The following is a 14390-nucleotide window of genomic DNA, read 5'->3' as shown; positions in this document are numbered from 1 at the left end:
CCGGGATATGTCTCGGGACCCTCATATAAAATTCGAAAGCAAACATAATGTTTTGACAGAAATCGAAAGTTGGCGTTTCCTAACGGATGACGGGTCAGCCGCACTGTCGGCGCCCATTCAACGGGAGGAGGATAACCACATGAAAAGAAGAGCCTTTATTGCACTCACCGTGGCGGTGACGGCGTTAATGCCGATTCGGGTCGCCGCTCAGGGGCAAGGCACGATCGCCATCGTGACGCCCAGCCATGACAACCCGTTCTTCAAGGCCGAAGCCGTCGGCGCCGAGGCCCGCGCGAAGGAGCTTGGCTATGACACCGTCGTGCTGACCCATGACGACGACGCCAACAAGCAGTCCGAGATCTTCGACACGCTGATCGCCCAGGGGGTCAAGGCGATCATTCTCGACAATGCCGGCGCCGATGCATCGGTCGCGCCGATCCGGCGTGCGAAGGAGGCGGGGATTCCCTCCTTCCTGATCGACCGCGAGATCACCGAATCCGGCGTCGCGGTCAGCCAGATCGTGTCGAACAACTATCAGGGCGCGCAGCTCGGGGCCGAGGAGTTCGTCAAGCTGATGGGCGAGACCGGCAAATATGCCGAGCTCGTCGGCAAGGAATCTGACACCAATGCCGGCATCCGCTCCTCGGGCTATCACGACGTGATCGACCAGTACGACATGGAGATGGTCGCCCAGCAATCGGCCAACTGGTCCCAGACCGAGGCCTATACGGTGATGGAATCCATGCTGCAGGCGAACCCGGACATCAAGGGCGTGATCTCGGGCAATGACACCATGGCGATGGGGGCTTGGGCGGCGCTGGAAGCGGCGGGCCGGACCGATGTGATCGTGGTGGGCTTCGATGGCTCCAACGATGTGCGCGATTCGATCAAGGCCGGCGGCATCAAGGCCACCGTATTGCAGCCGGCTTACCGCCAGGCTCAGGTCGCGGTCGAACAGGCGGACCAGTTCCTCAAGACCGGCGCGACCGGGCAGGAGGAAAAGCAGCTCATGGATTGTATCCTGATCAATGGCGAGAATGCCGGCCAGCTGGAAACCTTCGCGCTGAACTGAGCTTCATCCCCTGAATCGCCGGGGCGTCCTGCCGATGCCCCGGCCAACCCCCGAGGGTCGATCATGCGCCCAAGCGCCTTCTGCATCCTTGCCGCCTGCGTGCTTCTGGCCGGCTGCAAGATCGTCGCCAAGAGTGACGAGACCGACGCACCCCAGGATGACGCAACCCGGATGGCTGCCCTTGTCGCCGAGGATTGGGACACCCGCATCCTGCCGCGCCTGCGCGAGACCGCCTCGCCTGCGCCCGAGCTTCTGGCCGCATTGGCCGCGGATTTCAGCGCCGGCAGCGTCGAATATAATCGTGCGAGCGCGGTCGAGGGCGCGCCTTCCGTCTTCGTCATCCGTGGCGAGGGGAGCGTCATCGGCGCCAATACTGAATCCCGCGCCGCGCGGCTGAATGTGGATATGGATGGCGACGGGGCAGCGGATCTCGATATCCAGCTTGGTCCGGTTATTCGCGGCACCGCCCTGCGCGACGCTTTGCCCTTCTATGAATTCACCGCCTTCCGTGACCAGATCGAATTCGCAAAGCTTTCCAGGGCGCTGAACGACGCGGCCCATGCCGCCCTGCCCGCAACGCCGGACGATTCGGTCGGGAAACGCGCCGCCTTTGTCGGCGCCTTCACCATGGCCGAACCAGCGGACCCGAAAGAGGTCGTGCCGGTCGAGCTGTCATGGCCGGCGCCATGACCGGGCATCCGATCGGCCTGTCGATCCGGGGCGGCGTCAAGGTCTATCCCGGCACCCGCGCGCTGAAAGGCGTCGATTTCGACCTGCGCATGGGCGCGGTCAATGTACTGGTCGGCGAAAACGGCGCCGGCAAATCGACCATGATGAAGGTCATTGCAGGCGTCGAGCCGCTGACCGAAGGCGAGATCCTCATGGACGGCAAGCCTTGCCATTTCCGCAGCAAGGACGACGCCCAGGCCGCCGGCATCGGCATCGTCTTTCAGGAACTGAACCTGTTTCCTGACCTGACCGTGACCGAAAACATCTTTATGGGCCGCGAGATCACCCGTTTCGGCCACATCGACCGGGCGGCGCAGCGGCGCGAAACGGCGAAGCTGATGGCGCGGCTGGAACAGGATATAGACCCCGACGCCGCGCTCGGCACGCTTCGGATCGGCCAGCAGCAGATCGTGGAGATCGCCAAGGCGATGAACGAGGATGCGCGTATCCTGATCCTCGACGAGCCGACCTCGGCCCTGTCGAGCGCCGAGGTCGAGGTGCTGTTTCGGCTGATCGACGACCTGCGGCGGCAGGGGGTCGGCATCGTCTATATCTCGCACCGGCTGGAAGAGCTGATCCGCATTGGCGATTTCATCACCGTTCTGCGCGACGGCGAGATCACCGGCTCGCGCCCGATGGAGGGCGTTGATATTCCCTGGATCGTCACTGAGATGATCGGCGATGCCTCGAAGGATTTTCCGCCACGCGCAACACGGATCGGCCAAGAGGTCTTCCGCGCCGAAGACGTCACCCTTCCGCGTGAGGCGGGCGGGCTGGCCGTCGATCACGTCTCGCTTTCGGTAAAGGCGGGCGAGATCGTCGGGCTTTACGGGCTTATGGGTGCCGGGCGCAGCGAATTCCTGGAATGCATCCTCGGCCTGCACCCCCATGCCGGCGGCGCGATGTGGATCGAGGGCGCGCCCATCGGCAGGCCAAGCGTCGCCGCCCGCATCGCCCGCGGGGTGGCGCTGATCCCCGAGGACCGCAAGCGCGACGGGCTTATCCAGATCATGGCGATCCGCGAGAACATCACGTTGTCGGCGCTGAAGAAATTCGCCCGCGCCTTCCATCTTGACCTGAAGGCCGAAGCCAGCGGCGCGCGGGATTTCGTCAGCCGGCTCGGCATCAAGATCGCCAGCCCCGAACACCCGGTCTCCAGCCTGTCGGGCGGGAACCAGCAGAAGGTGGTGATTTCCAAGGCGCTGATGACCGGGCCGAAGATCCTGCTCATGGACGAGCCCTCTCGCGGGATAGATATCGGCGCCAAGGCCGAGGTCTTCCGGACCATGCGCGCCCTTGCCGAAGACGGGCTCGCGATCCTTTTCGCCAATTCCCACCTGGAAGAGGTGATGGGCATTTCCGACCGAATCGCGGTCATGGCCGACGGCCGCGTCACCGCCACATTCGACGGCGAGACCGCCCCCGCCGCCGAAATCGTCGCCGCCGCACAGAAACAGCAAAAGGTGCCAGCATGAGCACAACCTCCACCCCCACGCGGCCCATGTCCGGCAGTTCCGGCACGCTGCTTCTGTTTCTGAAGGCGCGAACCTTCATCGCGCTGATCGTGGTGATCGCCTTCTTCGCGGTGGCGGCGCCGAACTTCCTGACCACGGCGAACATGGTCATCATGGCCAAGCATGTGGCGCTGAACGCCTTCCTGGCCATCGGCATGACCTTCGTCATCATCACCGGCGGAATTGACCTGTCGGTCGGCTCCATCGTCGGGCTCTGCGGCATGGTGGCGGGCTGGCTGGTGCTTTACGGCGTCGACCTGGGTTTCGCGTGGACGATCCAGTTCAACACGCTGGAAATCTCGCTGATCACCATCCTCGTCGGCATCTTCGTCGGCATGGTGAACGGGCTGCTGATCACAAGGCTGAATGTCGCGCCCTTCATCGCAACGCTGGGAACGCTGTATATCGCACGCGGCGCGGCGCTGCTGTTCTCAGGCGGGGCAACCTTCCCGAACCTGAACGGCAATGCCGAATGGGGGTCGGACAGCTTTCGCTGGATCGGTGCCGGCACCGTCTTCGGAATCCCGGTCTCGATCTGGATGCTGGTCATTGTCGCGGTGGGGGCGGCCTATGTCGCGCGCTCGACGCCGCTTGGCCGCTATATCTACGCGGTCGGTGGGAACGAGCGCGGTGCTGCGCTGTCCGGCGTCAAGGTCCGCAAGGTGAAGATGATCGTCTACATGTTCTCGGGCTTCTGCGCCGCGCTCGTTGGGCTGATCATCGCATCGCAGCTGCAGGCCGCCCATCCCGCGACCGGCGAGACCTTCGAGCTGAACGCCATCGCCGCTGCCGTCCTTGGCGGCACCTCGATGAGCGGCGGGCGCGGGCACATCGGTGGCACCATCGTCGGCGCCTTCGTCATCGGCATCCTGTCGGACGGGCTGATCATGATGGGCGTCTCGACCTTCTGGCAGACCGTTATCAAGGGGCTTGTCATCGTCGCCGCAGTCGTCGTCGACCAGGCGCAGAGCGGCCTTGAAAAGCGCGTGATCCTGCGGCAGCAAGCAGCACTTGGTTGAGCCTCGCGCGCAACCTTGTCAGGATGGTCCGCAGGGGCCGCAGAAGGGCCGCAGCCCGCAGAGCAGGGATGGCATGGCACAGGTGACCAAGGCGCGACAGAGGCGGCAACCGGGCGTATTGTCCGAGGCGCGGCGCCGCAAGATCCTCGACTGGCTGCAGGAGGAAGGCAGCGCCCGCGTCCGCGACCTGTCGAGCGCCTTCGAGGTCTCGGAGGTCACCATCCGTCAGGACCTGGAGCGGCTGGAAGGTGAGGGCCATGTCACCCGCGAACATGGCGGCGCCTATCTGAACACGATCTCGACGCAGGTGGGCTCGCTGTCGCTGCAGCATAGCGGCGAGATGGAGCGCAAGCGCCGGATCGGCGCGCGTGCCGCCTCGCTGGTATCGAACAGCGAAACGCTGATCATCGACGCCGGCTCGACCACGACCGAGGTGGCGATCCGCCTGACCGACCGTCGCGACCTGACGGTGATCACCAATGCGCTGAATATCGCGCTGATCCTCGGCGCGGTGCCGGGCAATGCGGTCCATATGCCCGGCGGCCAGTTCAAGGCTCCGACGTTGTCGCTGTCGGGCGACAAGGCAGTCGAATACCTGAAGGATGTCTTCGCGGGGAAGCTGTTCCTCGCCACCGCAGGCGTCGCCATAGATGCCGGGCTGACGCTGCCCAGCTTCGCCGATCTGGAGCTGAAGAAGGCTATGATCCGCGCGGCGACGCATACTTATCTCGTTGCCGATTCCACCAAGATCAACCGCTCTTCCTTCACGCGGCTGGGGGCGCTGGAACTGGTCAATACGTTCATCACCGATGACGGTATCAGCGATGCCGATGCGCAAGCCTTCGAGCGGCTGGGAATCGCGGTTCTGGTCGCCTGACAAGGCTGCCAGCCGGGCAGAGCCAGGCGCTGCGCGACCTGTGCCGCACGGGGGAAAGGGGCGCCGCGCCCTGAGGATGGATCATACGAGGGATCGACCGGAGCTCTGTCAATGCGGGACGGCGCATGGCCCAGTCTCTGACGGCCGGAAAGCACGTCGCGGCATGGCTCAGGCTGCGGGCACCTGCAGCGCCCCGGTCATGATCGCGACCGCATCCGACATCGAGATCTCGCCCGGTTTGACCACGGCGGCGCGCTTTCCCAGGCGGTGGACGTGGATACGGTCGCAGATCTCGAAGACATGCGGCATTTTATGGCTGATCAGCACGATGGGAACGCCGCGCGCGCGCACTTCAAGGATCAGATCCAGCACCTTGCGCGATTCCTTGACGCCGAGTGCTGCGGTCGGTTCGTCCAGAATGATGACCTTGCTGCCGAAGGCCGCCGCGCGAGCGACAGCCACCCCCTGACGCTGACCACCGGACAGCGTTTCGACTGGCTGCTGGATGTTCTGAATGGTCAGCAGCCCAAGCTCGGCCAGCTTCTCGCGCGCGATCACGGTCATGCGATTGCGGTCGAGTTGGTGGAACAGCCGCCCGAAGATATTGTCGCTGTAAATCTCGCGCCCGAGGAACATGTTCTCGCAGATGGAGAGCGCCGGTGACAGCGCGAGGGTCTGGTAGACGGTTTCGATCCCGCTCTGCCGTGCCTCGATGGGCGAGGCGAAGCTGACCGGCCGGCCCTCCAGCGCGATATCGCCCGAATCGATCCGAATGGCCCCGGAAAGCGCCTTGATCAGGCTGGACTTCCCGGCACCGTTATCGCCAATCACGCCAAGGATCTCACCCGGAAGCAGGTCGAAATCGGCATGGTCGATGGCCACGACGCGGCCGTATTTCTTGACCAGATTGCGGGCGCTGAGAACGGGTTGAACAGTCTCTGTCATGCGGAAAATTTCCTGATCCATTGGTCTATCGCCACCGCGAAGATGATCAGCCAGCCGATGGCGAAAAATTGCCACAGGACATCGACGCCGCCGATCCGCAATCCTGACTGGAACACGCCCACGATCAGCGCGCCCAGAAGCGGCCCGAGGATCGAGCCGCGGCCGCCGAAAAGCGAGATCCCCCCGATCACGGCGGCGGTGATGGATTGCAGATTGCCCTCGTAGAAGCTGGTGGGCGATACCGCGCCGATTCTGCCGATGGCCGACCAGCCCGCCAGGGCGCAGATCAGCCCGGCAACGACATAAACCGACATCAGCACCCGGTCGGTGGGGATGCCGGCCAGCTCTGCCGCTTCCTTGTCGTCGCCCACCGCATAGACGTGGCGGCCCCAGGCGGTCTTGTTCAGCGCATACCAGAGGATGCCGAAAACGATCACCAGCAGGAAAGAGCCATAGGTGATCTGGGTGCCAAACAGCGAAACGCTTCTGCCAAAGAACTTGAGGATCGGGGCCGCCGTGTCGATATCGCTGCCGCGGATCGACTGCGCGCCGGAAAGATAGAGGTTGAGCGCATAGAATATGTTCCAGGTCCCCAGTGTGGCAATAAAGGCCGGCAACTTGACGCGGGTGATCAGAAAGCCATTCAGCCAGCCGATGCCCGCGCCCGCCGCGAAGGATAGCGGCAGCCCGATGATCAGGCTCAGTCCCAGCTTGACGGAAAGCTGACCCGCCACGGCCGAGCAGAGCACCATGGTCGCGGCAACGGACAGGTCGATGCCTGCGGTGAGGATGATCAGGCTCTGCGCCGCGGCAAGGACCCCGATGATCGAGACCTGCTGCACGATCAACGACATGTTATAGGCCGAGAAGAACCCTTTGCCCGCAAAAAGCCCGAACCCCGCCAGCGACAGGATCAATACGATCAGGGGAACAGCGGTCGGGAAGACGGGCAGGAAATGCTGGACACGCGTCAGCAGGCCCTGCCGCTCCTCGGTGAAGACGGCGAACTGGACATCCTCCTCCTCGGATGGAGGGTCGTGATCCGCGAAAGGGGTTGCCAAGGTCTTCTCCATTTTCCGGTTGTCGGCTGCTGCGTCGGGCGCACGTCGTCGCGCGCCCGATCCTGTCGTCAATCGGCCGACTTCAGCCCCAGCATTTTTCAAGGCCCTGGGCGGAATCGATCGACGGCAATCCCTCCATGGGTTCGTCGGTCACCAGTTCGACGCCGGTATCGAAGAAATCCAGCCCCGGCGATGTCTCGGGCTTGGCGCCGGTTTCGGCATAGGCCTTGATCGCCTCGATTCCCTTCGCGGCCATGAGCAGCGGGAACTGCATTGAGGTCGCCGCGATAACGCCGTCCTTGACATTCGCGACGCCGGGACAGCCGCCATCGATCGATACGACGATCACATCTTTTTCCTTCCCGGCCGCTTTCAACGCCTCATAGGCGCCGGCGGCCGTCGGCTCGTTGATCGTATAGACGAGATTGATGTCAGGATTGATCTGCAGCAGGCTTTCCATGCCCGAGCGCCCGCCCTCCTCATTGGCATTGGTCACCTCGTTCCCGACGATCCGAGGATCATCCTCGTCCCCGATATCGGTGGGGTCCTTGGTGTCGATGCCAAAGCCGGTCAGAAAGCCCTGGTTGCGCATGTAATCGACGGTGATTTCCTGCGCGTTCAGGTTCAGCAGCGCGATCCTGGCATCCGCCGCCGCATCCCCCATCTTCGCCGCCGCCCATTGCCCGATCAACTCGCCGGCCTTGAAATTGTCGGTGGCGTCGGCCGCATCGGCAGGGTCGAGCGGCGTGTCGAGCATGATGGTCAGAAGCCCGTTCTGCCGAGCCGTCTCGATGATCGGGACAAGCGCGCTGGAATCGTTCGGTGTCAGCAGGATGCCCTTGGCGCCGCTGGCGATACAGGATTCGATGGCGGCAATCTGCGTATCCGCGTCGCCATCCTGCTTGCCTGCATAGGTCTGAAGCTTGATGCCAAGCTCCTCAGCCTTGGCGGCGGCACCTTCCTTCATCTTGACGAAAAACGGATTGATCTCGGTCTTGGTGATCAGGCATCCTGGGCCGCCGCCGCGCCGCCGCCGGCCGCGATCACCGCCGCCGTCAGAAATAACATCCTCATCTTTCCTCCTCCCTGCGCCGGAGCGCACTCCTCTGGGTCTGGTGGCGCCGATGATCGTCCGGCAGCGGCGCCGCCGCCCGGCCATCAAAGCGGGCGACAGGCAACTTGTCAATAATTCTGTCGGAATGAATTATTATTGGAAAGAAGGGTCCCCGGATTGATGTCGATAGAAGCGGCGGTTTTCCAAGTATGGTTGTTAAAATAACGCTGATGCACGACTAGAAACTCCAAGGAGCGGCGCGCAATATCTCATATTATCATTCGGAATGAATTATTATTAACCCTTCCATCCGCCTCCGGCTACTGCTATTCGAAACCCGAATGACGCCCGGAAACCGTGTCGCCGCGCCCGGACCGTGAATGGCAGGGAAGGTGCGCCGATGCGATCCGACGAATCTGACGAGCAGATCGAGCAGGGGGTCCAGGGCGGCCATACGTCCAGCCGGGGGACCAACCAGTCGGGCGTCAAGCTGTATAATGAAAGACTGGTGCTGTCGCTGATCCGTTCGGGCGGAAGCCTGTCCAAGGTCGATGTGGCGCGTATCTCGGGGCTGTCGGTGCAGACAACGACGGTCATCATGAACCAGTTGGAAAGCGACGGACTGCTGCTTCGGGGAGAGCCGCAGCGGGGCCGGATCGGGCAGCCCTCGGTGCCGATGCAGCTGAATCCGGAAGGCGCATTCTCGATTGGCGCCAAGATTGGCCGGCGCACGGCCGAGATCGTCCTGATGGATTTCGTCGGCGCGGTCCGCCAGATCCGCAAGACCAGCTATGCCCACGCAGAACCCGAGGACATCCTTGGCTTTTTCAGCGACAGCGTCGAGGCGATCACCGGCGGGATGACCCGCCACCAGTTCAGCCGCATCTGTGGCGTTGGCATCGCCGCTCCGACCGAGATCTGGCATTGGGGCGAGGAAACCGGCACCCCGCCGCATATCGTCGACGCCTGGCGGGAATTCGACCTGCAGCAGGCCGCCGAGCAGGCCTTCGACTGGCCGGTCCATATCTATAACGACGCCACAGCGGCCTGCGCCTCTGAACTGACCTTCGGGGGCGGGCGCGCGTTTCAGGATTTCTTCTATATCTTTTCAGCGGCCCTGGTCGGCGGCGGACTGGTCCTGGATGGCAGCCTCTATCCGGGACGGCGCGGCTTTGCCGGCGCGATCGGATCGTTGCCGGTGCCACCGAAGGGGGCCGGGCGCGATCACGGCTGGCTGTTGCAGCATGCCTCGGTCGCGCGTCTGGAACGGATGATCCGCGACGAGGGCGATGCCGCCATCGCCAGATGGCAGGGCGAAGACCGCTGGAGTACCCTTGGCGCCGTCCTTGACCGTTGGATCGAAGAGGCGAGCGACAGCCTGGCCTATGCCGTTGCATCCGTCGTATCGGTGATCGACTTCGAGGCGGTGGTGATCGACGGCGCCTTCCCGGCCGAGATCCGCCGGCGCATCGTCGCCGACACGGCCGAAAAATTCACGCGCCTGAACCCGTCCGGCGTGGCACCGGTCGAGATCCGCGAAGGCAGCATCGGCAGCGATGCGCGGGTGATGGGCGCGGCGAGCCTGCCCTTGCTTGCCGAATATGCGCGCGACCGGAATATTCTTTTCAACTGACCGGCGCGGGACCGGATCACAGGCGGCAGACAGGTCGGAGGAGAGCAATGCTGATCGGCATAGACTGGGGCGGCACCAAGATCGAGGGCATCGCGCTCGATCCGGGCGGGGCCGAACTGGCCCGGCTACGGCAGGATACGCCGCGCCATGACTATCCCGGCTGCCTGCGCATGATCCGCGATATGGTCGGCGCGCTTGAAAGCACGACCGGGAAGCGGGGATCCATCGGCATCGGCATTCCCGGCTCGCTCGAACCGCAGAGCCGGCTGGGGAAAGGGGCAAGCTCGACCTGGCTTCTGGGCCGCCCGGTGGAAGCCGATCTGCGCGCGGCGCTCGATCGTGACATCCGGGTTGAAAATGATGCCGATTGCTTCGCAGTCTCCGAGGCCGTGGACGGTGCGGGCGCAGGTCATAACGTCGTCTTCGCGGTCATCCTCGGCTCGGGCGCCGGCGCCGGCATCGCCGTCGGCGGCCGGTCCCATCACGGCCCGAACAACAGCGCCGGCGAATGGGGTCACAATCCTCTGCCCTTCCCTTCGGTCACCGAACTGCCCGGCGCGCCCTGCTATTGCGGGCGTCATGGCTGCATGGAAACCTGGGTGTCCGGTCGCGCCTTCGAGGCATCCTATGCGCGCCATACCGGCACAGAATTGAAGGCCCGCGAGATCGTCGGGAAGATGCGGGACGGCGATCACCTGTCGCAACTGCTGTGGCGCGATTATATCGACCGCGTCGCGCGCGGTCTCGCGGTAGTGATCAACACGCTCGACCCCGACGTTCTGGTCATGGGCGGCGGCATGTCGAATGTCGACGAACTTTATCGCGACCTTCCGGCGGAACTCGCGCGGCTCTGCTTTTCGACGGTCTTCCATACGCCGATCCTGCGCGCCGAGCATGGCGACTCCAGCGGCGTGCGTGGTGCCGCCTGGCTGTGGAAATAGGCCGAAATATCGCAATCACTGATGACAGAGGACCAGAATGACAGAGACAGCTTCGCTGAAGGACCGCTACGCCTTCGCCCTTCAGGTCATCCGTGAGGCAGGTGCCCTTGCGCAGGGCTATTTTCGCGACCGGGACGCCCTGACGATCAAGTCGAAGGGGCTTCAGGACATGGCCAGCGAGGCCGATCTGAACACCGAGCTTCTGATCCGCGAGCGCCTTGCGGAACGCTACCCAGCGGATGTCTTTCTGGGCGAAGAGACCGGCCCCACCGAATTTTCTCCCGATCAGGGCATCTGGGTTGTCGATCCCATCGACGGCACCCAACCCTTCATCTCGGGCCTTTCGGGCTGGTGTGTCTCGATCGCTTTCGTGCAGGGGGGCGAGCTGCGTTTCGGCATGGTCCATGCCCCCGAACGCGACGAGCTTTTCGCCGGCGGCACGGATTTTCCGGCGACGCTGAACGGTGTGCCGCTGGCGCCGCCACGCGAAGGCACGATCCGCGATGGTCTGGTCGCGGTCGGCTATTCGACCCGAATGCCGGTCGCAGAATTCCTGCCGCTGTTCGGCGCCTTCCTGGAAAAGGGTGGCATGTTCTATCGTGACGGTTCGGGCGCATTGGGGCTGTGCTATGTCGCCTGCGGGCGCCTGCTCGGCTATGTCGAGTTGCACATCAATTCATGGGACTGCCTCGGCGCCATCGCGGTTATCCGTGCGGCCGGGCTGCAGGTCAGCGATTTCCTGGCCGGCGACGGGCTGATGACTGGCAACCCGATCATTGCCGGGAACGCCGTCATCTACGAGGAATTGCAGGCGCTGCTGGAACGGCGCTGAGCGGCTGGCTGGCGCTTGCCAGCAGCAGAAGCCGGCATCGACCAGAAGGTCGACGCCCGTGCAATAGGATGCCGCATCCGACAGCAGGAAGACCGCCGGCCCGACCATCTCGGGCCGGGCGTCCATCGGTGTCGCAGTATAGCCGGGGCTGATCGAATTCACCCGGATGCTGCGGCCCGCTCCATCGCCGTGAATTTCGACATGTGGATCACTCAGGTCTTCGAGGCGTTATAACGCACCCGCATCAGCCTGCGATTGTCGATTAGCCCGGACATCGAGGCGATATTGACTACAATAGGTGGCTACCGCACGAAACCATAAGTTTGAAGGACTCTGTTGGGCAAATCGGCTGAGGGTCGAGGTTCCCTCTTCCTGGACAGACTGATGCTACGGCCTCTGTGGCGGGTATGCCGCGCGCGATGTAACCATTCAGGACGGCTAAGCGCATCTGGAGTTCAGCGGCCTTACGGTCGAAGTCCCGCGCCATGAACCGTTGCCGCAGCAGTTTTACACAATGCATCTTCGCTTCGATGCAGGCGAATTGACCTGATGGACGAAAGCGAGGAAGATCGCGCCTGTAGCGTGACGAACCGGAGCGGTCCGCTTGGGCCGACCCTTTTCGCGACAGGAGGATACGATGAAACACTCCGACACCCCTTTGATCCTGCCCTTTCTGGCGCCGTTCTATGAGCGCATTGCACAGCCGCTGGCACATCTGGGACTGCGACTGCTGGTTGGCTGGCTACTGATCGTCGAAGGCTGGCCGAAGATCCAGGCGCCGTTCGCCATGTCCGGATTTACTGAAAGCATCGGCCTGTCTCCGGGCTGGCTGTGGTCTGCCGTTCTGGCGGTGCTACAATTCGGGGGCGGGCTTCTGATCCTGACCGGGTTTCTCACCCGTCCGGCGGCGCTGGCCAACGCCATCATGCTGGCCGTGACCTACTGGTTTCACGTCAGCCACCCTTATGGCGCGGCGATCCTGTCGCCCGAGGGCATGGCGGCCCTGGCCGAAAACGCCACGCTGTTCACGTCGGATGGTCTGCGCAATGTGGCCGCCGATGGCGGCGCACGGTTCCTCCACCTCGTGCAGTTCAAGGCCGAAGGGCTCTCCGCGATCTGGACGGTCGCTGCGCTGGTACTGGCGGCCTGGGGGGCGGGGCCGCTTTCGGTCGATCGCAGCATCCTGAAACGGGAGTTCTGAGGATGATTGCTCGTTGCCGAGAAATCGATGCAACAAACGGTTGGCTTCGATGTAGCGATACATCGCGATCCGGGGTGAACCGGCCAAGGGAGTAGGCCCTGAGCAAGCTGCCGAACCGATGGGCATAGGTGCCGCTGGACGGCATCCCGTCTGCTTCGTCGATCACCAACCCGGCAATGCTACCATGACGCTGGAACAACCCGGACAGGCGCTCCAGCACCTCCTCATCCGAAAAGCGATGGTTGCGACCAGGCCCGATTCCTCGGTGCAAAACGGATGTAATACCAACGGCCCTACAAACCGACTTCTGCCCAGGTTCGGGATGTTATTGAGGTGATCGCCGCGGGGTCCTTTGCGAAGAAGTTCCAGGCAGAGCAACTGGCCTCTACGATTTGTTCGGAGCTGTCCACAAATGCCAATGCCGGTCGAGCTATTGGAATGAAGGAACGCCTAAAGCCTTCCGCCGAAAACCTGAATCGTAGGGATTCCCTTGGGGCCTAATCTGTGATTCGTCCTGTTTGGGAGGATGGTTCATGTCAGCACCTTTGCCGGATGCGCTTCGGGCGCGGTTTCAGAAGTTGATTGAGGAAGGGTTAAGCGGGCGCGCGGCGGCGCTGCGCTTGAAGCTTTCGCCTGCCACCGGGGCGCGTTGGGGGCTTGCGATCCGTCACACCGGACAGGCCCGCGCGGCACGTCAAGGTCGGCCCAGGGGCAAGGGAAAGCTCGATCCGCATCGTAGCTTCTTCGCGGAAATCATCGCGCAGGACGGTGACATCACGATGCCGGAGCTGGCATCTGCCTTGCATGACGCAACCGGCGTACGCGCGCACCCGAATGCGATCGGCAAGTTCCTCCGCAAGCTCGGCTATACGCATAAAAAAAGTCGCTGGTTGCCGCCGAACGCCGCCGAACCAAGGTAAGGCGTCTGCGCGAAGACTGGTTCAGGCACCGTATCCCGGCTGTGTCAGCACAGCCTGAACGCGTTGTGTTCATTGACGAAACATCCGTGAAGACAAATCTGACCCGGCTACGGGGCTGGGCGCCGCGTGGAGATCGCCTCATCATGGACGCCCCGTTTGGCTCATGGGGGTCGCAGACGTTCATCGCTGGCCTGACCGCTGATGCCATGATCGCGCCCTGGGTCATAAAGGGCGCGATGGATGGTCCGGCCTTCGCGGCTTACGTCGAGAAGGTGTTGGTCCCGGAACTGGCCCCCGGCACCGTGGTCATTCTGGACAATCTTGCCACCCACAAGAATGCCGCCGCAGCCAAGGCCATGCGCGACGCGGGCTGCTGGTTCCTCTTCCGTTGTTCGGGGAAAGCCGTCCACTGGACGCCTTTCTGTTCCCTCCAACCCCTACAGTCCTGACCTCAATCCCATTGAAATGGCTTTCTACAAGCTTAAGGCGCACCTCCGGCGGATCGGTGCGAGGACGTTTACCGACATGTTCGAGGCCATCGTAAGCGTTGTCTGACTGGCACAGCGGCCTCAGCTTGACGGCTTGAAGTTCC

At 63.2% G+C, this 14390-nt stretch carries 13 protein-coding genes and 2 pseudogenes; 11 read left to right on the top strand and 4 right to left on the bottom strand.

Going from position 1 to position 14390, the window contains the following annotated elements; genetic code table 11:
- The first annotated feature begins 139 nt into the window (after positions 1-139).
- The 5 genes from Q0330_RS17895 (at position 140) to Q0330_RS17875 (ending at position 5211) form a co-directional block, all read left to right on the top strand.
- On the top strand, positions 140-1072 hold the full coding sequence (locus Q0330_RS17895; RefSeq protein ID WP_299482818.1) for a D-ribose ABC transporter substrate-binding protein: 933 nt from the start codon (positions 140-142) through the stop codon (positions 1070-1072).
- 63 nt (positions 1073-1135) lie between these two features.
- Positions 1136-1762: a DUF2291 domain-containing protein gene (locus tag Q0330_RS17890; RefSeq protein WP_299482815.1), complete on the top strand. Its 627-nt coding sequence runs from the start codon at positions 1136-1138 to the stop codon at positions 1760-1762.
- Positions 1759-3276: a sugar ABC transporter ATP-binding protein gene (locus Q0330_RS17885; protein ID WP_299482812.1), complete on the top strand. Its 1518-nt coding sequence runs from the start codon at positions 1759-1761 to the stop codon at positions 3274-3276. Before Q0330_RS17890 ends, Q0330_RS17885 begins: the two co-directional genes overlap by 4 nt.
- Complete coding sequence (locus Q0330_RS17880) at positions 3273-4334, top strand: ABC transporter permease (RefSeq protein ID WP_299482809.1); 1062 nt, start codon at positions 3273-3275, stop codon at positions 4332-4334. The genes Q0330_RS17885 and Q0330_RS17880 overlap by 4 nt, the downstream gene beginning before the upstream one ends.
- 73 nt (positions 4335-4407) lie before the next feature.
- Complete coding sequence (locus tag Q0330_RS17875; RefSeq protein WP_299482806.1) at positions 4408-5211, top strand: DeoR/GlpR family DNA-binding transcription regulator; 804 nt, start codon at positions 4408-4410, stop codon at positions 5209-5211.
- 168 nt (positions 5212-5379) lie between these two features.
- On the opposite strand, the gene Q0330_RS17870 is transcribed toward Q0330_RS17875, so the two are convergent.
- The 3 genes and pseudogenes from Q0330_RS17870 to Q0330_RS17860 form a co-directional block, all read right to left on the bottom strand.
- Complete coding sequence (locus Q0330_RS17870; protein ID WP_299482803.1) at positions 5380-6156, bottom strand: ATP-binding cassette domain-containing protein; 777 nt, start codon at positions 6154-6156, stop codon at positions 5380-5382.
- Positions 6153-7217, bottom strand: a complete 1065-nt coding sequence (locus tag Q0330_RS17865) for an ABC transporter permease (protein ID WP_299482800.1) — start codon at positions 7215-7217, stop codon at positions 6153-6155. Before Q0330_RS17865 ends, Q0330_RS17870 begins: the two co-directional genes overlap by 4 nt.
- An 82-nt stretch (positions 7218-7299) precedes the next feature.
- Positions 7300-8226: pseudogene (locus tag Q0330_RS17860) on the bottom strand (substrate-binding domain-containing protein); the annotation flags it as partial.
- 445 nt (positions 8227-8671) lie between these two features.
- Here Q0330_RS17860 and Q0330_RS17855 point away from each other — a divergent pair.
- From Q0330_RS17855 to Q0330_RS17845, 3 genes are read left to right on the top strand one after another with little or no spacing between them, the layout of a single operon-like run.
- Positions 8672-9904: an ROK family transcriptional regulator gene (locus Q0330_RS17855; protein ID WP_299482797.1), complete on the top strand. Its 1233-nt coding sequence runs from the start codon at positions 8672-8674 to the stop codon at positions 9902-9904.
- A 47-nt stretch (positions 9905-9951) separates the two neighbouring features.
- A complete protein-coding gene (locus Q0330_RS17850) occupies positions 9952-10845 on the top strand; it encodes an ROK family protein (RefSeq protein WP_299482794.1) in 894 nt (297 codons plus the stop codon).
- Between the two features lie 37 nt (positions 10846-10882).
- Entirely contained in the window at positions 10883-11677 is a 795-nt protein-coding gene (locus Q0330_RS17845) for an inositol monophosphatase (RefSeq protein ID WP_299482791.1), read from the top strand.
- A gap of 289 nt (positions 11678-11966) precedes the next feature.
- Here the strand turns inward: Q0330_RS17845 and Q0330_RS17840 are convergent.
- A pseudogene (locus Q0330_RS17840) lies at positions 11967-12209 on the bottom strand (hypothetical protein); the annotation flags it as partial.
- A 105-nt stretch (positions 12210-12314) separates the two neighbouring features.
- Between Q0330_RS17840 and Q0330_RS17835 the strand changes: the two are divergent.
- The 3 genes from Q0330_RS17835 (at position 12315) to Q0330_RS17825 (ending at position 14247) form a co-directional block, all read left to right on the top strand.
- On the top strand, positions 12315-12878 hold the full coding sequence (locus Q0330_RS17835; protein WP_299482789.1) for a DoxX family protein: 564 nt from the start codon (positions 12315-12317) through the stop codon (positions 12876-12878).
- Positions 12879-13411: 533 nt separating this feature from the next.
- Positions 13412-13798: a helix-turn-helix domain-containing protein gene (locus Q0330_RS17830; RefSeq protein ID WP_299479190.1), complete on the top strand. Its 387-nt coding sequence runs from the start codon at positions 13412-13414 to the stop codon at positions 13796-13798.
- Positions 13799-13839: 41 nt separating this feature from the next.
- Positions 13840-14247, top strand: coding sequence for a transposase (locus Q0330_RS17825; protein ID WP_366518348.1), 408 nt, complete (start codon positions 13840-13842; stop codon positions 14245-14247).
- Positions 14248-14390: the final 143 nt, after the last annotated feature.

The organism is uncultured Paracoccus sp. (assembly GCF_937873615.1).
In the GTDB taxonomy this organism is placed as follows: Bacteria; Pseudomonadota; Alphaproteobacteria; order Rhodobacterales; family Rhodobacteraceae; genus Paracoccus.
The sequence above is the reverse complement of the archived record's forward strand: the minus strand, read 5'-3'. Positions and strand labels throughout refer to the sequence as shown.

What these genes read in the sequence shown, in the direction of transcription:
- Q0330_RS17895 (WP_299482818.1), top strand. Translation starts at nt 140, where the DNA reads ATGAAAAGAAGAGCCTTTATTGCACTCACCGTGGCGGTGACGGCGTTA.
- Q0330_RS17890 (WP_299482815.1), top strand. Translation starts at nt 1,136, where the DNA reads ATGCGCCCAAGCGCCTTCTGCATCCTTGCCGCCTGCGTGCTTCTGGCC.
- Q0330_RS17885 (WP_299482812.1), top strand. Translation starts at nt 1,759, where the DNA reads ATGACCGGGCATCCGATCGGCCTGTCGATCCGGGGCGGCGTCAAGGTC.
- Q0330_RS17880 (WP_299482809.1), top strand. Translation starts at nt 3,273, where the DNA reads ATGAGCACAACCTCCACCCCCACGCGGCCCATGTCCGGCAGTTCCGGC.
- Q0330_RS17875 (WP_299482806.1), top strand. Translation starts at nt 4,408, where the DNA reads ATGGCACAGGTGACCAAGGCGCGACAGAGGCGGCAACCGGGCGTATTG.
- Q0330_RS17870 (WP_299482803.1), bottom strand. Translation starts at nt 6,156, where the DNA reads ATGACAGAGACTGTTCAACCCGTTCTCAGCGCCCGCAATCTGGTCAAG.
- Q0330_RS17855 (WP_299482797.1), top strand. Translation starts at nt 8,672, where the DNA reads ATGCGATCCGACGAATCTGACGAGCAGATCGAGCAGGGGGTCCAGGGC.
- Q0330_RS17850 (WP_299482794.1), top strand. Translation starts at nt 9,952, where the DNA reads ATGCTGATCGGCATAGACTGGGGCGGCACCAAGATCGAGGGCATCGCG.
- Q0330_RS17845 (WP_299482791.1), top strand. Translation starts at nt 10,883, where the DNA reads ATGACAGAGACAGCTTCGCTGAAGGACCGCTACGCCTTCGCCCTTCAG.
- Q0330_RS17835 (WP_299482789.1), top strand. Translation starts at nt 12,315, where the DNA reads ATGAAACACTCCGACACCCCTTTGATCCTGCCCTTTCTGGCGCCGTTC.
- Q0330_RS17830 (WP_299479190.1), top strand. Translation starts at nt 13,412, where the DNA reads ATGTCAGCACCTTTGCCGGATGCGCTTCGGGCGCGGTTTCAGAAGTTG.